Genomic DNA, 22,841 nt, shown 5'->3' with positions numbered 1-22,841 from the left:
GGCGGGAGGAACACCACACAGCCTGCGACACGAAGGCAGGATTTACTCGGCGATGTCGAGCCAGCGGGTCAGGTGACGATCCGGGGCATTATCGATCCAGCCCTTGATCTTTGGTGAGACCAGCTGTTTCGAGACATAGTAGTAAATCGGGATGTAGGGCTGTGCCTCCATCATGATGGCTTCCGCGCTATGCATCAGTTCGGCGCGCTTTTTCAGGTCGCCTTCATTCTCGGCGGCCAGCATCAATTCGTTGTAGCGCGGGTTATCAAACGCTGCATAGTTCAGCGGGCCGGTGCGTTCTTCGCCGAGGAACAGGAAGTTCTGGGCATCGTTGTAATCGGCAATCCAGCCAGCACGGGCGACTTCAAAGTCACCAACCTTCAGGTCGGCATAGTGGATTTTGCCTTCGGTGTTAAACAGCTCTGCATCGACGCCGATCTGCTTCCACATGTTTTGAACCGCAATCGCGATACGCTTGTGGTTTTCAGATGTGTTGTAACGCAGCGTGAATTTAAGCGGGTTTTCAGCGGTATAACCGGCTGCTTCCATCAGTTTCTTGGCTTCGGCGACCTTGTCACCATAAGAAAGATCTTTCCAGGAAACATATGCAGGCTCGGTATAGTTACCGGTTCTCGGCGGAACAAAGGAATAAGCCGGAAGTTCGCCGGTTTTCAGAACCGCGTCGGTGATTGCTTCGCGGTTGATCGCAAGCGACAGTGCCTTGCGGACATTCGGATCCTGGAATTTCTCTTTGTCGGTACGCACGGCGTAGTAATAAATCCCGGCATAGGGCGCGATGCGCAGGCTGTCGGCCAAATTATCACGCAGCCAGGAAATCTGTTCGGATGCGATGTCGCGCGCAACGTCCAGTTCTTCGGCACGGAAACGGTTCTGCATCGCCGTGCGGTCTTCGTAGGTGTAATAGATCACCTCGTCGATCGGAACGTTTGCGGCGTCATAGAATTCTTCGTTCTTGACCAGTTTGGTGTGAACGTTTGGCACCCATTCGACAAGTTTATAGGCGCCGTTCACAACGATATTTTCCGGCTTTACCCAATCCTTGCCGTATTTTTCAACGACATGACGCGGAATGGCGAAAGCGGTCTGGTGGGTCAACTGTGCCAGGAAGTAGGGGGCAGGTGCGGTCAGTTTGACTTCGAGGGTATGGTCATCAATGGCCTTGGCTGCGAGTTTCGCGCCATCCTTGCCAGTGTTAACTTCCTCGGCACCTTCGATGATGTAAAGCAGGGATGCGTATTCCGCACCCAGTGCCGGATCAAGAAGACGTTCCCAGCCGGCGATAAAGTCCTGTGCCGTAACCGGGGTGCCATCCGACCAGTTATGGTCGCGGATTTTGAAGGTGTAAGTCATCCCGTCTTCGGAAACGGTCCAGCTTTCGGCCGCACCGGGAACCGGTTGGCCATCGGGGCCATATGTCAGAAGACCCAGCGACATATCATCGGAGATACGGCTGGTCTGAACGGTAGAGATGAAATGCGGATCCATTGACTGCGGTTCGCCGTCGTTACCAATTCGCAGGATCTTTTCGGCCTGCGCCTGGCTGGTCGACAACATCGTCATCGAACCGGCAATCAAGGCGGTACCCAACACAAAAGCACGTGAGGATTTTAGCAACCCGTTCACGAGACCTTTTGCAGTCATCGCGTTGTCTGACATCTAAAATGTCTCCCTTGTCATTTTGATTTTTCGTTACGTACCTCCCAGAAAGTACGTACGTGAAAATACTGATCCGGGTATGCGCTTACTGCAAGGCAGATTCTACACAAGGGGGAAGATAGATTAATGCTTGCGCGGGAAAACGTTTTCAATCGTTAATTGTTGTGCGCATTGCGGATTATGTCGAATTTATTACGGTGTTTGGCATTCTTAACACCAATCGTCCGAAAGCCGCCATGACGGTATGATTTCGGTGGAAGATCGCGCAAAAGTGGTGATCTGCGCTGGCATCGTTCCCATTCGACCACCTCGAACATTGCAAGATGCGACCGAATCGCAAGAAACCCGGTCCATATGGCGGTCACAGGGCGGATTTGAAAACAGCAGATATTGGACAGGGAGCTCTTATGCACGCCTCGTCGCGATCTGGTCGCGATTTTACGAACGCCTAGAACCTATCAAAAATATGGGTGAAAATGAGTGCGTGAAGAGCAGTGCGATCAAGGCGATATTGCGCAAATCGGGCTGTCCAGATCGAAGTGCCTGCATCCATCTTGCTGCGGCCCTTCAAGTAAGTCTTGGTTGCAGCGTGCCTGATAGTCGCGTATTTCCGTAGAGTTCGTTGCGGCTCTTGCGTTCTGCTCGGCCAAGCATATCCCAACAACAGAAACCGCCACTGAAGGCGCAGGAATGATTGAAACATTCGACATTCTTTTTCTGATCGTTTCGGTTCTTGGCGTATCGCAGGCGATTTTCCTGATTGTCCTGTTGATGGATGAAGGAAAGCGTTCTTTTCGCGCCAATCGCTGGCTCATGGTGTTCGGATTTTCGGTCGGTATGAGTTTTATCGACGATACGTTCGATCCGTTCATCAGTCCGATAGTGAACCTGTATCTTGTGCCGGTTTTCGCGCCTTTCTTTTTTGCCTTTATCCCGTCGATATATTTGTATTTTCGGGAAGTGTCCGGCAATCCGGTTTCCCGACCCTACCGGCATTTTCTGGTATTAATCCCGGTGACCGCAGCGATCGGGCTTATGGTTTACCTAAAAAGTACGCGGATGGTCGCCAATCAGGATCATGTGCGTGATGTCGGGTTGCAGATTGCGTTTTCATCGCAAGGGCTTGCCAATTTGGTTCTCCTGGCGATTGTAATCCTGTTTTGCGTGTCGTTCGTCGGTTACATGACCGGGATATGGCGGCTCGCGCGGCGTTATTTGCGACAAGCCAATTGGCAACTCCAGGCCGACAGTGAACGAATGCGTCGCTGGATTATCGAGCTTCTTGTCGGGATGACAGTGTTGTTTACCGTCTTCACCTTGACCAACTTGTTGGATCTGTTTGTCTTTCACGCGGAATGGCTGTCGCTCGGTGTCAAGGTGGGGTTTGTGGTTGTGTTCTTCCGCATGTGTCAGGTTATCGCGCAGAACCCGGCGATCTTTGTGCAAGCGGAAACCGAAGACGGCGCCCAGGACAATCTGCCTGAACGTCAGGAAACCGGCCAAGGGACCGACGCCCAGCAGACCCCGTTGTTGCGTGCAATTGTTGATGACCCCGGTATCGACCGTATTCGCACCCGCCTTGCAAGGATCGTCACAGACCGTGAAGTGATGCTTGATCCATTGCTCACCATGCCCAAACTGGCTTCTGCTGTCGGGGCAACGCCCAACCAGCTTTCCTTTGTCTTGAACCAGCATCTGGGCAAAAGCTTCTTTGATTTCGTCAATGAAGTCCGGGTTGACGAGGCTTCTCGCCTGCTGATCGAGGAACCAAACCGCACGATCCTCGATATCGCAACCGAGGTCGGCTTCAATTCGAAATCGACCTTCAATCAGGCTTTCAAGAAAATCACCGGTCATACACCAAGTAACTATCGTCAGAACAATTTCGCAAAATCAGATAGTTAAGGCGTATGAATGCGCATTCGTACCTGTTTGGTGCGGATTGTAAGTACAAGGCTATAAAACCGGACGCCTTCCTTCGCACGCTCGGGCAATGTCGCGACATCAACAACACAATTGGGATGTTTAGACATTATGGTATCGCATTTTTGTTCTCGTCGTTTGGGGGATGCAATGGTGCTGGGCGGACTTGGCATCTGTACGGCAGCCATCATCATCATGCTGGGCAGCAGCGCACACGCCCAGACTGCAACGCCTGGACAAAGGGAAATCATCCGCGAACAGGTAAATCCGCAGACCGAAGACCCACTTAAACCCTGGCTTGGCGGCAATTGGCAGATCGGTGCCTTCGGCCAGATCAGCAGCAATCCCTATCGCGGGGCCGATAGTACAGATTTAGACGCGCTTCCGGTATTGGCCTACGATGCCGAACGTCTTCGTATCGGTATTGACGGCATTGATGCCAAAGTCTGGATGAATGACTTTGCCAGCGTTTCGATCATTGGTGGCCTTCGGATGGAGCCATTTGATCCGGGTGACTCAAGCTATCTGAACGGGCTTGAAAAACGCGATATGGCATACGAAGCCGGTATCGGCGGATCGCTGCGTGTTTGGCACGGCGAGCTTCAGGCAAGCTATCAGACTGATCTCAACAATGCTCATGGCGGGCATGAGGTGGATGTTGCTTATTACCTGCCAACCGAATACGAAAAGTTCAGCTTCAATGTCGGCGGTGGTGTGACCTGGCAAAGCGAAGACCTGGTTGATTACAACGTCGGCGTACGTCGCAATGAAGTGCGCAGTGATCGTGGCTTCTATTCCCCCGACGCCACCTTTATCCCGCATCTTGATTTCAGTGTAACCTATCCGGTGACCGAAAGTTTTGCCGTCGTTGGGACCACTGACGTTAAATTCCTGCTCGACGAATATACCGACAGTCCGATCATTGATGAGGACTATGTGCTCAGTGCTGGTCTGGTGCTGGTGTATAACTTCTGACCAGAAGCCTGGTTAAATCAGGCCCAGCGTTTTGAATGAATTATATCCCGCCCTGCTGATGATGATGTGATCGTGAACGGTGATTTCCATCGCCTTGGTGGCATCAACAATCTTGCGGGTCATGTCGATGTCACCCTTTGACGGGGTGGCATCGCCGCTTGGATGGTTGTGCACCAGAATAAGGGCAGAGGCATGCAGTTCAAGCGCACGCTTGATGACCTCGCGCGGGTAAACCGGGGTGTGGTCGACCGTGCCGCGTTGATGGCATTCATCGGCAATCAGCCGGTTCTTGCGATCAAGAAACAGCAGGTGTAGTTCCTCGTTCTTAAGGTGCCCGATCCGGGCCCGGCAATAATCAATCAGCTGTTCCCAGCTGGCGATCACCGGCAATTCCATGGCCCGTTCACGTGAAAGATGCAGGGCACTGGCCTCGGCAATCTTGATGGCAGCAATTCCGGCCTCCCCAAGTCCCTTGGCGGTCTTAAGGTCTTCGGGGCGGGCGGCCAGAACATTGGCAAAGCTGCCAAATTGTGCGATCAGCGATTTCGCCAGTGGTTTGACGTCGCCACGCGGCATGGCCATGCACAGCATCAGTTCAAGCAACTCATAATCGGCAAGGGCGGTGGCACCCCCCTTGATAAACCGATCCCGCAGCCGTTGGCGATGCCCGTGATAATGTGGCTTTGTTGCTTTTGTTTTTTCGGACTGGGGCGCGTCAGTACCCGACGCCAAGGGTGTTCCCGCGACGTGCGCAGGGCGGGCCTGATCAAAGAAGACCCGCGTGCCATCATCAATTTCCGACGAGGTCTGATGGGCAGGAGTGGAAGCAGCTTTGCGATCCTGTTTTTCGCTCAAATCTGCTTCCTCTTGTTAGGTGCCCGTTACTCAGCAGCTTTGCTGAGATCGTAGGGCGGTTTTTCCAAGCCTGCCGGGGACCGGGTAAAGATTTCAAACCCGTCATCCGTCACGCCCAGCGAATGTTCAAACTGTGCAGACAGTTTGCGGTCTCGCGTCACGGCTGTCCAGCCATCGGGCAAAATTTTACACGCATAGGTTCCCTGATTGATCATCGGCTCAATCGTAAAGATCATGCCGGGCTCAAGCACCAGACCTTCGCCCGGCTTGCCGTAATGCAGGATATTTGGCGCATCATGGAACACCTGACCAAGCCCGTGACCGCAGAAATCACGCACCACCGAAAAACGCTCGCTTTCGGCATAGGACTGAATGGCATGGCCGATATCGCCAAGGGTTGCCCCCGGTTTGACGGCATTGATCCCGCGCCAAAGCGCTTCATAGGTCACATCGACAAGACGCTGGGCCATGACTTTCGGCGTGCCGGCGATATACATGCGTGATGTATCGCCATACCAGCCATCAAGAATGACGGTCACATCGATATTCATGATGTCGCCATTGGCGAGTTTCTTGTCGCCCGGAATGCCGTGACAGACCACATGGTTGATCGAGGTGCAGGTAGATTTCGGAAAACCGCGATAGCCAAGGCAGGCCGAGATCGCATTATGGTCGCGGATATATTCATCACACAGGCGATCAAGCTCACCGGTGGTGACACCCGGAACCACATGCGGGGTAATCATATCAAGCACTTCTGCTGCCAGCTTGCCAGCGGCGCGCATGCCTTCAAATGCTTCGGGGCCGTGAATTTTGACTGTTCCGTTCGCCACCCGAAAATCTCCTTAAACTCGGCAATATCTATATTCGATGTATAGCCCAATGACATAAAGCCACCGGCCAGAATTGGCAAGGATTGGCTGATATGCGCGGGGTTTGATGCTTATAATCCGGCTATCGGAAGCGGGTTTCTCACGGTTACGGCATTGGTATCAATCGCGCAGTCATAGGCAATGGCTTCAACCCCGTTGGCACGCGCAGCCTTGAAGCGTTCGCCGTAATGCGGGTCGATGTCGGTCGCCAGTGTGAAACGATCACAATCGGTGCGCTGGATCAGGTAAAACATCACCGCCCGGTGGCCCTCGGCAACCATATCGGCCATTTCATCCAGATGCTTTGCCCCGCGTGCGGTGACGGCATCGGGGAATTCGGCAAGACCTGGAACGTCTTCGTCGCGTTTGAGGTGGACGTTTTTCACCTCGACATAACAAAGGCGCTTGTCCGGATCAGACAGCAAAATGTCGATCCGCGAATTCTTGCCGTATTTGACTTCGCGCTTCAGGTTTTCATAGCCCGCCAGTTCGGGAATTTTCCCGGCAAGGATTGCTTCTTCGACAATGGCATTCGGGTGGGCGGTGTTGATGCCGATCCACGCATCGCCGATCTGGCAGAGCTCCCAGCTGTATTTTAGTTTGCGTTTGGGATTGTCTGATTGCGACAGCCAGACATCGATGCCCGGCTCCTTCAGCCCGATCATCCCGCCCGGATTGGCGCAATGGGCCGTGATCACGTCGCCATTATCAAGTTCGACATCGGCGAGAAACCGTTTGTAACGCTTGATCAGCTTGCCGTGGATCAGGGGTTGGGGAAGTTGCATGTCAAATCTTTCGCAAATCTGTCCTGACAGAAACTGTCATGTGACGGGCGTTATCAGACTGCCAATTTCGCGGCAAACAGGTCATACATCAACCCCTTGCAGTCACAACCCTTTCACGGAGCCATCATGCGTCAAAGCCTGCGCGATAAAACTATTGCTGTTTGCGACAAGAAAATTGCGCAAAAGGGGCCGGATGTCGGCCTGTCATTCTATGCATTCTTTGCCAATCGCAATGATGACCCGGACACATTGATGGAGGCCGCCACCTGGTGGATCAAGACCCACGAACTTGACCACTTTGAAAAGGCCACCAAAATCCGCGAGATGGTATCCGCAGGGAAATAGTAGGCTTGGCAAACATTGCTGCCGATGAACCCCCTCTTTCTCTGAGGGAAGCTCTCCAAAGTAGAAAAAAATCTATTCTGGGTTGAGTTTGATGTCTCACACCAAATATGTTTGTGAACGTGCGGGTTGGTGCAAAGTGCCCGAATGCTTGCACGGTACAGGCAAGCCGCGCCCTGGCGGTTCAAGTTGATGACAAATACCGCCATATACTGCGACGGCTTTCTGAAGATGCCCAGACTGTAAAAAGATTGGGAGGAAGCCAATGAATCTTGCAAACATAAAAATTTCAACAAAGGTCGTCACGGTCATAGCCGTTTTGTCGATCTTCCTCGGTATCAATACCGGGGTTGCTGTGTGGGGGCTTGATCGGCTTTTCGATGCTTCGGAGCGCACACGTATTGCTGGCAAAGAGGCTATAGAAGGCAGCAAGCTTCTTCGTGTTGTAACTTCACTCAATCGCGCGGAATTCCGGATTGCGGCAGATCCGTCGAGCGACACTGTGTCAGAATTGCGTACCTTGATAGAGAGCGAGCGTAAGCAGTTTCGGGATACGATCACTAGTCTAAAGGAAACAGCTGACGCAGAGCAGGATCGTGAACTTGACGCGATTTTTGCCGATTATGAAAAATATGGTGCGAGTGTCGTGGACTCCATCGAGTTTGCTGCGCAAAGCGATGACACGGATATTGACGGGTTGCGCGATCAGCTGACGCGTACAGCGCTGGCCCACAGGCAAGATGCATCTGCTCTGAATGACATCATTCGCAGATATCTTGAAATCTCGGAAAATCGGATGGCGACGCTTGCTGTGAGCTCGGCAGAGCTGTTTACGACTATCCTCTCGGGGATGTTGGTTTTCTCTGTGTCGGCAATTACCATCGGGTTTGGTCTTGGTTTTTACATCTCCCGTCGCGGAATTATAACGCCGATCCGTGGTATTGTCGGAGTGCTAAAAGAGTTAGCTGACGGACATCTTGATACAAAACTGTACGGCGTTGGTCGACGGGATGAGATCGGAGAAATTGCAGCGACAATGCAGGTGTTTCAGAAAAACATGCTGCGAACCAAACAACTTGAAGAAGAGGCCGAAGAAAAAGAACGCCTGGCAGAAGAACGTCGTATCGCACAGCTTAACAAGATGGCCGACGATTTTGAAAATACAGTTGGGGGTGTGGTTTCGGTGGTTTCATCCGCAGCAATAGAACTTGAGACTGCCGCTGAGACACTGACGACGACATTGGAGGAAACCAACTCGCAAGCTACAACCGTCGCATCTGCCTCCAATCAGGCGTCGACCAATGTTGAGACGGTGGCTGCTGCCTGTGAGGAATTGGCATCTTCGATCAGTGAGATTGGTAAACAGATGCAAAATGCGGCCGATATCGCCGGAACAGCGGATGAAAATTCCAACCAGACCCGTATCACCGCCGAACAGATGGTCGCATCTGTGCAAAAGATAGGTGAAGTTGTGACTCTTATTCAGGATATTGCCGCGCAAACCAACCTTCTTGCCTTGAACGCAACGATTGAAGCTGCCCGTGCCGGTGATGCTGGTAAGGGCTTTGCCGTCGTCGCGAGCGAGGTTAAAAACCTCGCGACACAGACAGGCAAGGCGACTGAGGATATTACAAAGCATATCGCGGAAGTACAGGAGGTTACCCAGACGACGGCAAAGGCAATTCAGAGCATTTCAAACGTCATTACAGAAGTCCGTAATACTGCAACAACGGTTTCTGCTGCGGTTGAAGAACAGGACGCAGCGACGCAGGAAATTGCACGCAATGTAAGTCAGGCTTCCGAAGGAACCGGCGCTGTCAATTCAGCGATTATTCAGGTCACCGAAGCTGCCCAAGACGGTGGTCAGGCAGCAAACGAGGTGCTGGCAAGCGCAAGGGAGCTGTCACGTTCTGCAGATACGCTTCGAAGCGAAGTCAATAACTTCGTCGCTGCTGTACGGGCAGCATAACTATTCCAACATCTTGGTAACACGTGGAGGGTGCCGCATAGATTGTGGCACCCTTCAAGGCGGAAGTTATTACGTCAAGATGGTTTGTCGGGCACATCACCGAGGAAATCAACCAGACTGACCTGACCCGTCCCACGGCGCAGCGGTTTGGGCTGGCTTTCATCCGGGGCCCAGGCGGTCAGATAGATCACCTGAAACTTGGCATGGATGCGGCCATCAGGGCGGGCATGGCGTTCGTGATAGATCGCGGCTGCTCGGGCAAGCGTGCTGCGTTTGGTGAATTTCTTCGATCGTTTGGAAATCAGGTTGCTTTCACCCATCCCCGAAAGGTCACGCATCAGTTTCAGCGCATCGGGATAGTCGATATAGATATCATCAGCATCGACCACCGGCAGGGCAAAGCCACTGCGTTGCAAAAGTGCTCCAGCATCCTTCACATCGACAAAGGGCGATACACGCGGGGACACGCCGCCTTCTTCCTCGGCCTCGGCCGTCATCAGGGCTTCGCGCAAGTCCTTGAGCGTCTCACCGCCGAGCAGGCAAGCCAGAAACAACCCGTCTGGTTTCAGTGCGCGGCGTGCTTGAAGCAACATACCGGGCAGGTCATTGACCCAATGAAGCGACAGGTTGGAAAGGATCAGATCAAGCGATCCTTCGGCAAAGGGCAGGAATTCCTCGTCCGCGACCAGCGTGCCTTTGCCGTTATTGGCCTGTGCGGCCTTGGCATAACCGCGCGAAATATCGCTTTGATACAGCTTTTCGATACCGCCGCGTGTGCCAATGATCTGGCCTATCTCACCACTGTGGCAGCCAAGGTCAACCGCCAGCGGGAATGTGCGCGTGGTATCATCAAGGCGATCGGCAAGGCGTTCGGCCGTTTCAGCAAACAGGAAATTATAGTCCTGTGCCTTGGTCGCCGCACGGTCGCGGCGCAGTTTCAGGATGTCTCGATCAAAGACGGTGATCGGATCGGCCATGGGGCGGGAAGCTCCGGCTAAGTCGTTTAAACAAGTTACGCCTTAGATAGAGGCTCTGGCGGCAAGACGCAATCAACCTTCTGCGACGCCCGCCATACGCATCGGGAAAGCCCCCCGGCGGAGGACCCAGCGTGACGGTGTTATGTTAAGCAGGCGTTCAGCGCCAACGAATTGCGTGACCATCGCGCCCCCCATAATGATTTCTGCCGTGCCGGTGATTTGCAACATATTGCCATTGGTGAAATCAACAAACACCAAGCCCGTCAGCGGATTGATCAGAAGGTTGCCCAGCGTGTTGAAAAAACGGTTTCCGGCGTAATCGGGGATGATCAGCGTATCCTGATCGTCAAGCGTGACAAAGCCGGGCGGCCCGCCGCGATGGGAAACATCAACTTCACGTCCACGATCCGGGGCGGCATTATCGACATAGGACGCGATAAAGAACGTGTCACTGCGCGCAATGAAGTCGCGTATATCGTCGGTCAATGCCGTGCCTGACTGGATCGGGCTTTTGACATCTGTGGCAAACTCAAGGTTACGCGGATGGATGTATTTCGGGCAATTGCCAAAACTGTGTCCGACCTTGATGTCAAAGTATGTCTCATTTCTGCGCGAAATTGTCCCATTCAGACGGTTTCTCCGCCGTGTATGCAGCTCAATCCCGAGAAGACCGATGGCATCGCCATCATTCATCCCGGCATCTGCCGGATCGCTCTTATCGCGGGGCAGGCTGACCGATAGGTGAGTGGGATCGCTGGCAAACAGAAAGCCCGGCCGATTGGCCCTAAGGGTTGCCCATGGATTGCCATCACCATCAACCGTGCCCAGAACAGCAAAGGGCAGTTGTGGATAAAACAGGCGATGCTGTTCGATGATATGATCACGCAGCACCTTGCGCCCGACCTCTTCCATGCGGGCATCAACTCCGAGGATTTCCTGAAGGCGCACTTCCCCGGCATGCCAGGGCGATGGGGTGCGCCCTGGCGTTTTTTGGGGGGCAGTGCGGTGGGTGGTCGTATCAGAATGATCAGACATGCGGGGCAGCCTTGTCATGGGGCTTAAGAGGAGGTGGTGGCGCGAGAAGATGGTTAGATCAGGCAGATTTCAGCATTTCTTCTGGCGCATGCATGAAGGGCACAAAACCCGCCAGGTCTTCGATGCGTTTCAGCCAATCGCGCACTTTGCCATAGGCGGCCAAGTCGACATTGCCTTCGGGCGCGCGGGCGATGTAGCTGTAAAGTGCGACATCGGCGATGGTCGGATGGCTTGCGGCCAGCCAGTCATTGGTTTTCAGGTGGTCTTCGATGTTGCCAAGCACCGCGTGTGCGCGCGAGATGACTTCATCTGCGTCAAACGGTGCACCAAACAGGGTAATCAGGCGTGCTGCTGCCGGACCAAAGGCTATCTGTCCGGCGGCAATCGAAAGCCAGCGCTGAACACGTGCGGCACCCTCAGCATCTTCGGGAAGCCAGTTGGTCGCGCCGGTTTTTTTCGCCAGATAAACCATGATGGCGTTGGAATCCGTGATCACTTTATCGCCGTCTTCCAGGACAGGGACCTGACCGAGGGGATTGAGTTTCAGGAATTCGGGCGATTTATGTGCTCCATTGGCAAGGTCGACTTCAACCAGCTCATGTTCAAGACCCAGAAGGCCAAGGAACAGGCGGGCGCGGTGGGCGTGGCCGGAAATCGGATGGTGATAAAGTTTCATGTCAGGTTTCCTTGAGAGAGTGGAACTGAAGTGATGATGTCTGTTTCGATAAAATTATGGAATAATCGAATTACGCAATTTATTATTCCGATTATTGCAATAATCAGCTGACTGCAAGGTGGCGCGAATGGACCGTTTCAATGCCATGAATATCTTTGTGCGCGTGGCTGAGGAGCAGGGCTTTGCCGCAGCTGCCCGTTCACTCAGTATAAGCCCGGCGGCGGTGACACGCACAATCGCGCAACTTGAACAGATCATTGGCGCACGTCTTCTGGTTCGGACCACCCGTTCGGTTACCCTGACGGACGCAGGTGTTCGCTATCTGGCGGATTGCAAGCGACTTTTAAGTGACCTGAAAGAAGTCGAGGCCGCAGCAGGCGGGGCATATGCCAAGCCAAGCGGGATGCTGACCATCACCGCCCCGGTTCAGTTCGGCCAGATGCATGTCGCCCCGATTGTCGGGCAATATCTTGACGCCTATCCTGATATGCGCGCACGCCTTTTGCTGTTTGATCGTATCGTCAATATTGTCGAGGAAGGCATCGATCTTGCAGTACGTATTGGTGAGCTTGCCGACTCAACGTTGAGTGCTGTGCGGATCGGGCAGGTGTCCCAGACCGTTTGTGCGTCGCCAGAATACTTCGCCAGACATGGAATGCCCAAGACGCCATCGGACCTTGCGGCGCACCGAATTGTCGCTACCACCGGATCATCAGCGCGTCTGGACTGGCAATTCAAATCACCGGATGGCAGTGGCCGTAAAATCAATGTGTCACCAGATGCCAGATGGCAAACCAATTCAATAGAAGCCGCACGAAACGCCGCCTTTGATGGTTGGGGTATTGTTCGAATGCTGTCCTATCAGGCAGCACCGTTTATTGATGATGGCCGACTGGTGGCCGTGCTTGGCGACTATGATCCTGATCCGGTGCCAATTCATCTGGTCCATCCCGAGGGGCGCCATGCCCCGGCAAAGGTCCGGGCGTTTATTGATCTGGCGGCGGATACCTTGCGGAAAAATCCGTTATTTGATTTTGGCTAATTCAATCAACGCGTGTGCTATGCTGCCTTTTCCTTAAGGTGATCGTGGATAGCATCGCAGATGATCGAATGGGTCCGCACCGTCGCAACCATGGGCGTTAACGCCATTTTACCACCGCGTTGCGGGGGATGTGGCGATGTGACCGATACCACCCATGCGGTCTGTGCCGAGTGTTGGGCGGGTTTAAGGTTTATCACGGCCCCTCAATGTGGCTGTTGCGGCTATCCGTTTGAACTTGATGATAGCGCTAACATCGGCAGTGATCCGGATGAAAGCGGACAGCTTTTGTGTGGCAATTGCCTGCAAAAGAAACCGGCCTTTGATCAGGCACGGGCGGCATTGGTCTATGACGATCACAGCCGTGAATACCTGTTGCGGTTCAAGCATGCGGATCGCGGCGACTTGACGCCACTTCTTGCGCGCTGGGTCTATCAGGCGGGCAGGGGGATCTGGGATCAGGCCGACCTGATCGTGCCGGTGCCGCTGCATCGAAGACGGCTTTTGAAACGGCGCTATAACCAGTCGGGCCTTTTGACGGCAAAGCTGTCGCAGATGACGGGCGTACCTTGGGACGGACTGGTTTTGGCCCGTCAGCGCAATACAAGAAGCCTTGGCGGGCTTGGCCCGTCTTCACGTAAACGCGAAGTTGGCGGGGCATTTGTTGTCGACGAAGCGCGCGCTCAGAAACGCAATCTTGCCGGGGCGCGGGTCGTGCTGATTGATGATGTTCTGACGACCGGGGCCACCGCCAATGCCTGTGTGCGGGCGCTAAAGAAATCAGGCGCCATGCACGTATCTGTGATCACAGTTGCACGGGTCGTGCGATGACGGCGTAAAAGTTTTCTGTTATACACCGGCCATCTGAATGAAATTCCGCACCGTACTAATCGCAGTGGACCCGATAATCCGGGGCATTCGCGATGATCGGTTGCCAAAGAAAGGATGACTGCCTCATGGCAAAAGTTGAAGTCTATGCCACCGAATGGTGCCCGTATTGCAAGCGTGCGCGCAAGCTGCTTGAGGAAAAGGGTGCCAAATACCAGCTGATCGATGTGATGATGGAACCGCGTCGCAAAAAGGAAATGATGGACCGCGCCAATGGCCGTCACACCGTGCCGCAGATCTTCATCAATGACGAACATATTGGCGGCTGTGACGAGCTGATGGCGCTGGAAGCTGCCGATAAGCTCGAAGCCAAACTGTCTGCCTGATCGCCATTTGGCTGATTAACGGCAATAGTCGTACAAAACCCCGGCCATTTTGGCCGGGGTTTTTATTTGTCTGCTGATTGCGGTGCTAACCGAAGGTGGCTTCCATTTCCTTGCGGAAGGCAATTGCCGGGGCCTTGGCATCGAATTCGACATCATCCCAGGTCAGGGTTTGGTCCATCGCGACGGGGCGCTTGATTTTCAAATGGTGCGCAAGCCCGATGGGCAGGGCATTGCGCGACTTTGACGTCAGGGCAGGCATCAGTTTGCCGTAAACCGTATATCCGCCCTCGCCATCCAGCATTTCACCGGGTTTAAGATCACGCTTGGCGGTGGCGACCGCATCGCCCGACCATGCGCGTGATGTGCCGGTGGCTTCTCCGCGCAGGGCGGCTGAGGCCACCGAAATGCCAAGTTCCAACCCGATCAGGTGATAGGGTTTGTACATCGTGGAGTATTGCCCGCTTGGGTCGGTCAGAAGGCCATATTCGTTAAAGCAGCGCGCAACATAATCGCTGGGGGCCTCAAAGGTCACATAAACGCCCCAGCGCAGATCGCGAAACACCGGACGGGTATCGCGTTCAAGGCTTGAAACAACTTCGACCGTGCCTTTGCGATCCAATATGCCACCACTTTCACGCGGACAAAGCAGTCGAGGCAAATCGTCAACGCCACAGGCCGGGAACTGCAATCCGCAATCCTGTGGCACAAGATCACAGGCATTGGACACGGCCGCCATTTCAATGGCCGATTTGGTGCCGTCCAGGAAGCTGTTGAAAATTTGCGGGTTCATGCCGCCCGCCTGTGCCTGTTCGGGTGTCAGGCCATAGTGATGCCATACATCATCGGGCGTGACATGGTGATAGATCGGAAGATATTTCGTACCCTTGCCAGCACACGTTACCGGCAGGCCAATCGCGCGTGCCCAATCGACCATTTCCGAAATCAGCGCCGGTTGATCGCCATAAGCCATGGAATAGACAAGTCCGGCGGCCTCGGCCCGTTTGGCAAGAAGAGGGCCTGCAAGCACATCGGCCTCGACATTGACCATGACGATATGGCGGCCATGTTCGATGGCCTTAAGCGCAAAGCGTATACCGGCCGCGGGGCTTCCGGTGGCATCAATGATGACTTCAAGTCCGTCGGCAGCAATCAGGGCATCTGCATCTTCGGTCAGCCATGTGGTGCCGTCGCGATAGGCCGATGCAGCATCCTTTGCGGTGAACTGGTCATCAGACCATCCGACACGGCGCAGGGCGGCCTTGGTACGATCAATGCTAAGATCGGCAATACCCAGAACGTGATAGCCCGGATGATGACCGGCCTGACTTAAAAACATCGATCCGAACTTGCCAGCACCGATAATGCCAACCCGGACGGGGTTGCCTTCATCGGCCCGTTTACGGAGCTTTGTATCAAGGTTCATTGGCGTTCCTCCCAGACAGGAAACTTGTCGTTCTTATATGATTCTGCCTTTGGCGACGCGGACGGGTCATTGGCAGATTTTTTGAAGTCGATGGGGATTGGTGGTGCGAAGGGCGACGAAAAGGCGGGCTGTTGGTGGCAGCGAGGGGAAGGTCAGCTTGGCTTTTCCATTCGGGAAATCAGGCGATCACGTGCATTGCGTCCATGATCACGCGCCAGTTTTTCGGCAAGAGGACCATCGCCGACACAGATTGCATCGGCGATGGCCTGATGTTCCGTCCAGATCGGATCACGGGGGTACCCGATCTGCAGGTAGGCATGCATCACGCGTCTGATCTGAAGCCAGACTGCGGCTGATGCTTCGGGCAACAGGGGGTTACCCGACAAACGGTAGATCGTTTGATGGAATGCGACGTCGGCTGCAACAAGGTTTGCGGTGTCGCCGCTGCCCAGAGCGTGGTGTCCCTGTATAATGGCAGCCCGCAAAGCCGATTCCCGATCCGGTGCCTTGGTTTCAGCAGCCAAACGGGCTGCAAGCCCGTCAAATGCTTCTCTTAAGTCATAAACGTGACGGACAAGGTCGCTGTCGACAGGCGCAACGCGATATCCGCGCCGTCCCATCGGTTCGACCAGTCCGTCACGACGCAGCAACCCCAGAGCTTGCAACACTGGTTGCCGCGAGACATTGAGTTCCTCGGCAATAGCTTCCTGACGCAAAGGTGTCCCGGGAGGGAGAGCACCGGAACACAAGGCATCAACCAAGCGGTCATGCACTTCGTCAGTCAGACTTTTTCGGCCGGAAAGAGGTTCCATCTTCGATCCTCGTTAGGTGTACGGAATACTGTATACACTAATTTTGAGGATGAAAAGACTGAATTTCGGATGCGCGTGATGTCGGTTGTTAATGCGGAAATGCTCAATGTGTGCGCCAAGGCGGAGGTCTTTTTGCGGGCCTTGTTCGCCGCTGCGCTATCCCAATTGTCTATTGCGGCAGGCTGGGATGAGCCGCATCATGAAGACGGATAATGATAAAAAGGAGACTGCGTCATGACCCGTTTCATTGCGGCCTGCGTGCAGGTCAATTCGCGCGATGTGATGTCTGATAACCTTGCGCGGGCGGCAACTTATGCCCGCGATGCCAGTGCTGCCGGGGCCAGATTGATCGCCTTTCCTGAAAACGTGTCGATGATGTCTTTTGGCGGCGAGAATGTACGCGCCGCTGCCTTTCCCGAGGATGAGCATCCCGGACTGGTTTTCTTTTGCGACCTGGCTGAAGAACTGAATTCGACCCTGATTGTCGGATCGCTGCATGTCAAAGTGCCGGATGAAGATCGCGTTGCGAACCGGTGTTTTGTAATTGGTCCGGATGGCAAGGTCATCACCTCCTATGACAAGATCCACATGTTTGACGTCGATCTGGCCAATGGCGAAAGTTACCGCGAAAGCAAAACGTTCCGTCCCGGCAATGCGGCCCGACTGGCTGACACCGAATTTGGCAAGGTCGGGATATCGATCTGCTATGACGTGCGGTTCCCGCATCTGTTTCGCGATTACGCCAAGGCAGGGGCAAAGATCCTGAGCATCCCGGCGGCCTTTACCCGCACCACCGGGCAGGCGCACTGGCATACCCTTTTGAAGGCGCGTGCGATTGAAAACGGCTGCTTTGTGATTGCGGCAGCCCAGTGCGGTGATCATCCAGGCGACCGCCAGACATTTGGTCATTCCCTGATCATTGATCCGTGGGGGCAGGTCTTGGCCGATGGTGGCACCGATCCGGGTTTCATCACCGCCGAGATTGATCTGACGCGCGTTGATGAAATTCGCCGGATGGTGCCATCGCTTGGCAATGATCGGGAATATAAGCCCTGTTAGTCGGATCTGTGATCGAAGAGGTCAGGTGTAACTGACCACTTCGAATTCGATGCCGTTTTCATCACGGAAATAGAACCGGCGACCGGGTTCGTAATCGGCGTGGTTGAAGGTTTCAATGCCGTCGGCCTTGATCTTTGCCTCGGTCGCATCAAGGTCATCGACGACAATTCCGATATGGTTCAGCCCGCCGATGGTGGCATAGGAGTTATCCTGGCCGTCCTTTGGTGTGCCAAGGGCATAGATCGCGACATAACTGGTGTCGTTGCCAACATGATAGGACAGCCCGCCATGGATGGCTTCCCCATGCCAGCGGGTGTGCCAGCCAAACCAGTTATGCAGGTTCTGGGCGGTTTTCGCCGGATCGGCGACCGTAAAATTCACGTGTTCGAGAAATGCAGCAGTCATGGCTTGTCCTTGTTTTGGTATGTCTGTTTTCCGATTTCCCTTCTTGGTAATTCCTCAACTATAGTTGAGGTCAAGGGGTAATTCTCTTTGATTGATATAGGAAGCGCTGACCGGTTTTTCACAGGCTCACGCGATCTCACGAAACAGTGTCGCAACGTCATTTCGCTTTGAAGCCCTTCCCGGGCAAACTCGGTTCATCAGGGATTTTCAAACGGAGGAACAGGGATGATGTTCAAAAAGTTTTTGATCGGTACGGCATTTGTTTTTGGCTTGTCGGGTGCCGCCTTTGCGGGTGAGCAATATGTCGATGAAACCGGCTTTGCGATCAGCGGCTATGACGCGGTGGCCTATTTCAACTTGCCGCAAAAGGAAGTTGGTATGATGCAGCCCCATGCCGTTCCGGGCCGGGCCGACATTACCGCCGAATATAACGGCGCGACCTGGGCATTTGCGTCCGAGGAAAACCGCGAGATGTTTCTGGCCGATCCGGCGAAATACGCGCCAGCCTTTGATGGGCATTGTGCATACGGGGTTGTAAAGGGTGGTAAAGTGCCAGCCAACCCGAACCTGTGGCGGATTGTCGACGGGAAACTTTATCTGAATATTACGCCGGCCGTGGTTGGTTTCTGGAACGAAGATATTTCAGGCAACATCAGTGCTGCCAAAGGCAACTGGACGGACCTTGAAAGCAAGTCAGCGTCGGACAAAAGCTGGATGGCGATTTCAGATAATGATGGCACCTATGATATGGCCGCACCGATCAAGTAATATTGGGGGCGCGCAGACAAACAAAAACGCACCGGCGAACTGGCCGGTGCGTTTTGCATTTCAGGACAGTGAAGCAGGGAATTAGCCCGCGATTTCACCGCCGTCATTTTTGGTCACAGCCACAACCGACGGACGCGGCGGTATTGCTGCCTGGAAGTCCGGCCAACGGGTGCTTGGCGCGTCATAGGACGAACCGTCTGCCGGGTGCTGAACGGCAAGGAACAGCGTCTTTCCATCCGGGGTGAATTCCGGACCACACATTTCCGCACCAACCGGGCACGCAAAGAAGAATTTGGTCAGCGCACGGCCCGGACCATCGACATCGGTGGCATGCATGCCATCAGGAATGTCGGACTTCGGTGCGCCATCGGTGGAAATCCACAGGCGACCACGATGGTCGATTGCCATGTTGTCCGGGCAGGAAACCCAGGATTCTGCCGCCGGATGGTAAACCGCCTTGTCATCGGCAACCGCGGGGTTACCAGCAGCAATCATGATATCCCAGGTAAAGCGGGCCGCGGTGTGATCGGCATCCTTGCCGCGACCACCCGGAGGGGTGAGTTCCAGCACGTGACCATGCGGGTTGGCCGCGCGCGGGTTTGCTGCGTTGCCTTCCTTGCGCTTGGAGTTGTTGGTCAGCATGACATAGACCTTGCCGTTGACCGGGTTCGGTTCGACGTCTTCCGGGCGGTCCATCTGGGTTGCGCCCAGAAGGTCGGCCGCACGACGGGCTTCGATCAGAACGTCAGCCTGGCTGTGGAAGTCGTTTTCAGCGGTCAGCGGGCCTTCGCCGAAGATCAGCGGCATCCAGTCAAGGCTGCCATCTTCGTGGAACTGGGCGACAAACAGGGTGCCGTTTTCCAGAAGGTCCATGTTCGCGGCGCGATCATTCGGATTGTATTTGTTTGCCGCAATGAATTTGTAGAGATAGTCAAAGCGCTGGTCATCACCGGAATAGGCAACAACGGAGTTGTCCTTGTTGATGATGACGGTGGCACCTTCGTGCTTGAAGCGGCCAAGGGCGGTGCGCTTTTTCGGCATCGAGGTCGGATCGTACGGATCGATTTCAACCATCCAGCCAAACTTGTTCGGCTCGTTCGGGTCTTTTTCGACATTGAAGCGGTCGAAGTATTTAACCCACGAGTACCAGCTGTCCTGGCTGATGCCCAGACGCTTGTAGTTGCGTTCTTCGCTGGTTTTGGCGATATCGCCGCCAAAGTATCCGTTGAAGTTTTCTTCGGCGATCAGAACAGTACCCCACGGGGTTTTGCCACCCGCACAGTTGTTCAGTGTCCCGATAACACGGGTGCCGGTCGGATCGGTATTGGTTTTAAGGCGGTCATGACCAGCAGCCGGGCCGGTAATCTGCATTTCGGTGTCGATCGGGGAGATGCGGCGCGCATAATCGGACCCGTCAACAACCTGCCATTTGCCACCGGTTTTCTTGACTTCGATGACCGAATGACCGTGGGCAGCAATTTCATGCAGTGCCTGTTCTTCGGATGCGTCCATCGCATCCTTGAGGCCTGACCACATCAGTTCGGCATTGGTGTATTCGTGGCTGACGCACAGCAGACCATGGTCGGAATTTTGCGAACCAACCGGAAGCGGCATATAGCCGACATAGTCGCAGTTATAACCAAACTGCTTGTTCTGCGCGTTGGCATCGACCTGACCCGGAACGAATGCCGGTGCATCAGCGACAACCTTGTCGCCCCAACGGATCAGAACGCTTGCGTCATAACCATCAGCAACAGCATGGGTTTCGGTGATTTTCTGCGGGATGGATTTGAAGGTCAGGGTGGATGGCGACTGCGCCTTGGCAACGCCTCTGGTCGCAATGCCTGCGCCCACAACAGCCGACGTCGCCATCAGACCTTTGAAAAAGCCGCGGCGGGAAAAGCGTGCATTGATCAGATCGTCGATGCACGGATTGTTGGTCGGGTTGGACGGGATATCGTCGCTATCTTCGATGATTTCGTATTTATCGTTCATGGCTTTTCTCTCTTAACGCCTATGCCTGAAACAGCAGCAGGGAAGATGCCAGAAACGACACATTTTAATTGTGAAAGTTGTGTTTCTTTTTGCAAAAACAGTATGTTACGGATTTGTTTCAATCGTCCGTGCCGTTCAGCTGCTCAGCCTTATTCAGGCTTCTGCGCCACAATAGATTGTTTTATCGCTGTAATTTCATCACCCGGTTTCGCTTTGATCGGGCCTTGTTGTTGGGCGATGATCGCCCAGTCGGCAAATGTGTCTGCCAGCTCATCGGTGCGCAGCAGGAAATCCGGTGATCGCGGACGGCCATATGCCTCGTTCCCGACCATGAAGGTTTCATAGATCAGGATGCCGCCCGGTCGGACGGCGTTGCACAAATATTCAAACAGCGGCCGATGCAGGTAATTGGCAACAACGATCAGATCGAACTGTTGATCGTCCAACGGCCAACTGCCGGTTTCAAGATCCGCTTCGATCCAGTTGATCGCAGGGTTCGTATTGGTATCGGTTTGCGAAAGATCACGATCAATTGCCGTCACCTGCCAGCCCTGATCCGCCAGCCAGAAGCTGTGCCGTCCCTTGCCGCACGCAAGATCAAGCGCGCGATTGCGGGCTGGGTGTGGCGTGGGGCAGTGCTGTGTGACCCAGCTTGATGGCAATTGGGATGACATTTTTGTAAATCTTGGTTATTGAGTGTGGCGCCCGCAGGCTGGCGATCCCGGCCGATGCGTGCCATATGATCTGTATCTGATAGTGTTATCGTTTTGCTACTGATTTGGCTTATACACGTACCATCATGATTCTATTTCAGCTTAAATGCGAACATGATCACGAATTCGAAGGTTGGTTCAAGGACGGCGCAACATATGACGCGCAGGCCGCCAGCGGGGATTTGTCCTGCCCGGTGTGTGGAACGTCAAATGTTGGCAAGGCCCTGATGGCGCCGCGTCTGCGCACGTCACGGCAAAAAGAAGTCGCTGCTGAAAAACAACAGCAAAAGGCAATCGCCGAAGCGACCCAGGCCGCAATTGCCGAAATTCGCAAACAGGTCGAAAGCAATTGCGAAAATGTCGGCAACAAGTTTGCCGAAGAAGCGCGCAAAATCCATTACGGCGAAACCGAAAAGCGCGGCATTTATGGTCAGGCGTCGCTTAAGGAAACCGCCGAACTGGTCGATGAAGGCATCGATGTCATGGCGTTGCCGTGGGATGACGGAACCAAAAAGAACTGACGTGATCCAAGAAGATCAGTCAGGCTTTCGGGCAATCACCATATAATTCACATCAAGATCACGCGGGGCAGGCGACCATGTGTCGTTGAACGGGTTGTAAGCCACCCCAGTAATGTCTTGAAGGTCCAGACCCGCACCACGCAGATAGCCCGACATTTCCGATGGTTTGACAAACTTGCGCCAGTCATGGGTGCCCGCAGGCAGCCAGCGCAGAACGTATTCCGCGCCTATCTTGGCCAGTGCCAGCGACTTGATCGTGCGGTTCAGTGTGGCGACAAACATCAAGCCACCCGGTTTGAGCACCGATGCGCAAGCCTGCATGAAGAATTGCGGATCATCGACATGTTCGATGACTTCCATGTTCAGCACGATATCAAACTGCTTGCCCTCATCGGCCAGCATTTCCGGTGTTGCGCAGCGATAGTCGATTTCAATACCGGATTGCGTCGCATGGATTTTGGCGACTTCGATATTGCTTTCGGAGGCATCAATCGATGTCATCTTTGCGCCCATGCGCGCAAGCGGCTCGGACAATAAACCAGCACCACAGCCGATATCGATGATTTCGATGCCTTTAAGCGGCTCTATTGTTTCCGGATCGCGGCCAAGATGCGCACAGATATTATCGCGCAGGATTTGCAGGCGCACCGGATTGAATTTGTGCAGCGGTTTCATCACGCCATTTGGATCCCACCATTTTTCAGACATCGCAGAAAAACGTGCGATTTCATCGGCATTGGCAGTGCGGCTGGTGGGGGCGGATGCGTCCGACATGGTGTGGCTCCGAAGGCGTAAAACAACGTTGC

At 54.2% G+C, this 22,841-nt stretch carries 24 protein-coding genes; 11 read left to right on the top strand and 13 right to left on the bottom strand.

Annotated elements, in window-relative coordinates:
- Positions 1–42: 42 nt before the first annotated feature.
- Positions 43–1,677: a peptide ABC transporter substrate-binding protein gene (locus FHI25_RS00365; RefSeq protein WP_210514024.1), complete on the bottom strand. Its 1,635-nt coding sequence runs from the start codon at positions 1,675–1,677 to the stop codon at positions 43–45.
- Positions 1,678–2,367: 690 nt separating this feature from the next.
- Between FHI25_RS00365 and FHI25_RS00360 the strand changes: the two genes are divergently transcribed.
- Both FHI25_RS00360 and FHI25_RS00355 read left to right on the top strand, forming a co-directional pair.
- Positions 2,368–3,582 (top strand): helix-turn-helix domain-containing protein, encoded by a 1,215-nt coding sequence (locus tag FHI25_RS00360; protein WP_210514022.1) that lies wholly within the window; start codon positions 2,368–2,370, stop codon positions 3,580–3,582.
- A 129-nt stretch (positions 3,583–3,711) separates the two neighbouring features.
- The gene (locus tag FHI25_RS00355; protein ID WP_246878841.1) at positions 3,712–4,575 is read left to right on the top strand and encodes a MipA/OmpV family protein; all 864 of its coding nucleotides are present in this window, start codon (positions 3,712–3,714) and stop codon (positions 4,573–4,575) included.
- A gap of 12 nt (positions 4,576–4,587) precedes the next feature.
- Here FHI25_RS00355 and radC read toward each other — a convergent pair whose 3' ends face one another.
- The 3 genes from radC to sfsA all read right to left on the bottom strand — a co-directional run bounded on the left by radC (position 4,588) and on the right by sfsA (position 7,087).
- Positions 4,588–5,430: a DNA repair protein RadC gene (gene radC / locus FHI25_RS00350; protein ID WP_210514021.1), complete on the bottom strand. Its 843-nt coding sequence runs from the start codon at positions 5,428–5,430 to the stop codon at positions 4,588–4,590.
- Between the two features lie 26 nt (positions 5,431–5,456).
- Complete coding sequence (map, locus tag FHI25_RS00345; protein ID WP_063088941.1) at positions 5,457–6,263, bottom strand: type I methionyl aminopeptidase; 807 nt, start codon at positions 6,261–6,263, stop codon at positions 5,457–5,459.
- A gap of 110 nt (positions 6,264–6,373) precedes the next feature.
- Positions 6,374–7,087: a DNA/RNA nuclease SfsA gene (gene sfsA, locus FHI25_RS00340; protein ID WP_210514019.1), complete on the bottom strand. Its 714-nt coding sequence runs from the start codon at positions 7,085–7,087 to the stop codon at positions 6,374–6,376.
- Between the two features lie 126 nt (positions 7,088–7,213).
- On the opposite strand from sfsA, the gene FHI25_RS00335 reads away from it, so the two are divergent.
- Both FHI25_RS00335 and FHI25_RS00330 read left to right on the top strand, forming a co-directional pair.
- Positions 7,214–7,432: a DUF6500 family protein gene (locus FHI25_RS00335; protein ID WP_210514017.1), complete on the top strand. Its 219-nt coding sequence runs from the start codon at positions 7,214–7,216 to the stop codon at positions 7,430–7,432.
- Positions 7,433–7,694: 262 nt separating this feature from the next.
- Positions 7,695–9,398 carry a methyl-accepting chemotaxis protein gene (locus tag FHI25_RS00330; protein WP_210514015.1) on the top strand — a complete coding sequence of 568 codons (1,704 nt, stop codon included), beginning with the start codon at positions 7,695–7,697 and terminating at the stop codon, positions 9,396–9,398.
- Between the two features lie 74 nt (positions 9,399–9,472).
- On the opposite strand, the gene FHI25_RS00325 is transcribed toward FHI25_RS00330, so the two are convergent.
- From FHI25_RS00325 to FHI25_RS00315, 3 genes are all read right to left on the bottom strand, one after another.
- A complete protein-coding gene (locus tag FHI25_RS00325; RefSeq protein WP_210514013.1) occupies positions 9,473–10,375 on the bottom strand; it encodes a methyltransferase domain-containing protein in 903 nt (300 codons plus the stop codon).
- A gap of 72 nt (positions 10,376–10,447) precedes the next feature.
- Complete coding sequence (locus tag FHI25_RS00320; RefSeq protein WP_210514011.1) at positions 10,448–11,410, bottom strand: pyridoxamine 5'-phosphate oxidase family protein; 963 nt, start codon at positions 11,408–11,410, stop codon at positions 10,448–10,450.
- A 58-nt stretch (positions 11,411–11,468) separates the two neighbouring features.
- Positions 11,469–12,086 (bottom strand): glutathione S-transferase, encoded by a 618-nt coding sequence (locus tag FHI25_RS00315; RefSeq protein WP_210514009.1) that lies wholly within the window; start codon positions 12,084–12,086, stop codon positions 11,469–11,471.
- Between the two features lie 127 nt (positions 12,087–12,213).
- Here FHI25_RS00315 and FHI25_RS00310 point away from each other — a divergent pair, with 127 nt between their 5' ends.
- From FHI25_RS00310 to grxC, 3 genes are all read left to right on the top strand, one after another.
- Positions 12,214–13,128: a LysR family transcriptional regulator gene (locus FHI25_RS00310; RefSeq protein WP_210514006.1), complete on the top strand. Its 915-nt coding sequence runs from the start codon at positions 12,214–12,216 to the stop codon at positions 13,126–13,128.
- 60 nt (positions 13,129–13,188) lie between these two features.
- Positions 13,189–13,956 carry a ComF family protein gene (locus FHI25_RS00305; protein WP_210514002.1) on the top strand — a complete coding sequence of 256 codons (768 nt, stop codon included), beginning with the start codon at positions 13,189–13,191 and terminating at the stop codon, positions 13,954–13,956.
- A gap of 125 nt (positions 13,957–14,081) precedes the next feature.
- The gene (gene grxC / locus FHI25_RS00300) at positions 14,082–14,339 is read left to right on the top strand and encodes a glutaredoxin 3 (protein WP_008891709.1); all 258 of its coding nucleotides are present in this window, start codon (positions 14,082–14,084) and stop codon (positions 14,337–14,339) included.
- Between the two features lie 85 nt (positions 14,340–14,424).
- On the opposite strand, the gene FHI25_RS00295 is transcribed toward grxC, so the two are convergent.
- A complete protein-coding gene (locus FHI25_RS00295) occupies positions 14,425–15,762 on the bottom strand; it encodes an SAF domain-containing protein (RefSeq protein ID WP_210513998.1) in 1,338 nt (445 codons plus the stop codon).
- A gap of 152 nt (positions 15,763–15,914) precedes the next feature.
- A complete protein-coding gene (locus FHI25_RS00290; RefSeq protein ID WP_008891707.1) occupies positions 15,915–16,574 on the bottom strand; it encodes a GntR family transcriptional regulator in 660 nt (219 codons plus the stop codon).
- A gap of 78 nt (positions 16,575–16,652) precedes the next feature.
- Here FHI25_RS00290 and FHI25_RS20700 point away from each other — a divergent pair, with 78 nt between their 5' ends.
- Both FHI25_RS20700 and FHI25_RS00285 read left to right on the top strand, forming a co-directional pair.
- Entirely contained in the window at positions 16,653–16,787 is a 135-nt protein-coding gene (locus FHI25_RS20700) for a hypothetical protein (protein WP_282597567.1), read from the top strand.
- Positions 16,788–16,808: 21 nt separating this feature from the next.
- Positions 16,809–17,633 (top strand): carbon-nitrogen hydrolase family protein, encoded by an 825-nt coding sequence (locus FHI25_RS00285; RefSeq protein ID WP_210513996.1) that lies wholly within the window; start codon positions 16,809–16,811, stop codon positions 17,631–17,633.
- 21 nt (positions 17,634–17,654) lie between these two features.
- Here FHI25_RS00285 and FHI25_RS00280 read toward each other — a convergent pair whose 3' ends face one another.
- A complete protein-coding gene (locus FHI25_RS00280; protein ID WP_210513993.1) occupies positions 17,655–18,038 on the bottom strand; it encodes a VOC family protein in 384 nt (127 codons plus the stop codon).
- A 225-nt stretch (positions 18,039–18,263) separates the two neighbouring features.
- Here FHI25_RS00280 and FHI25_RS00275 point away from each other — a divergent pair, with 225 nt between their 5' ends.
- Positions 18,264–18,806, top strand: a complete 543-nt coding sequence (locus FHI25_RS00275; protein WP_210513990.1) for a YHS domain-containing (seleno)protein — start codon at positions 18,264–18,266, stop codon at positions 18,804–18,806.
- Between the two features lie 81 nt (positions 18,807–18,887).
- Here FHI25_RS00275 and FHI25_RS00270 read toward each other — a convergent pair whose 3' ends face one another.
- Together FHI25_RS00270 and FHI25_RS00265 are read right to left on the bottom strand one after the other, a co-directional pair.
- Positions 18,888–20,801 carry a PhoX family phosphatase gene (locus tag FHI25_RS00270; protein WP_210513987.1) on the bottom strand — a complete coding sequence of 638 codons (1,914 nt, stop codon included), beginning with the start codon at positions 20,799–20,801 and terminating at the stop codon, positions 18,888–18,890.
- Positions 20,802–20,950: 149 nt separating this feature from the next.
- Positions 20,951–21,475 (bottom strand): class I SAM-dependent methyltransferase, encoded by a 525-nt coding sequence (locus FHI25_RS00265; protein WP_210513984.1) that lies wholly within the window; start codon positions 21,473–21,475, stop codon positions 20,951–20,953.
- Between the two features lie 125 nt (positions 21,476–21,600).
- Between FHI25_RS00265 and FHI25_RS00260 the strand changes: the two genes are divergently transcribed.
- Complete coding sequence (locus FHI25_RS00260; RefSeq protein WP_063088954.1) at positions 21,601–22,035, top strand: DUF1178 family protein; 435 nt, start codon at positions 21,601–21,603, stop codon at positions 22,033–22,035.
- Positions 22,036–22,050: 15 nt separating this feature from the next.
- Here FHI25_RS00260 and ubiG read toward each other — a convergent pair whose 3' ends face one another.
- On the bottom strand, positions 22,051–22,809 hold the full coding sequence (gene ubiG / locus FHI25_RS00255; RefSeq protein ID WP_210513981.1) for a bifunctional 2-polyprenyl-6-hydroxyphenol methylase/3-demethylubiquinol 3-O-methyltransferase UbiG: 759 nt from the start codon (positions 22,807–22,809) through the stop codon (positions 22,051–22,053).
- Between the last annotated feature and the right edge of the window lie 32 nt (positions 22,810–22,841).

The organism is Thalassospira sp. ER-Se-21-Dark, assembly GCF_017922435.1.
GTDB lineage: Bacteria > Pseudomonadota > Alphaproteobacteria > Rhodospirillales > Thalassospiraceae > Thalassospira.
The sequence above is the reverse complement of the archived record's forward strand: the minus strand, read 5'-3'. Positions and strand labels throughout refer to the sequence as shown.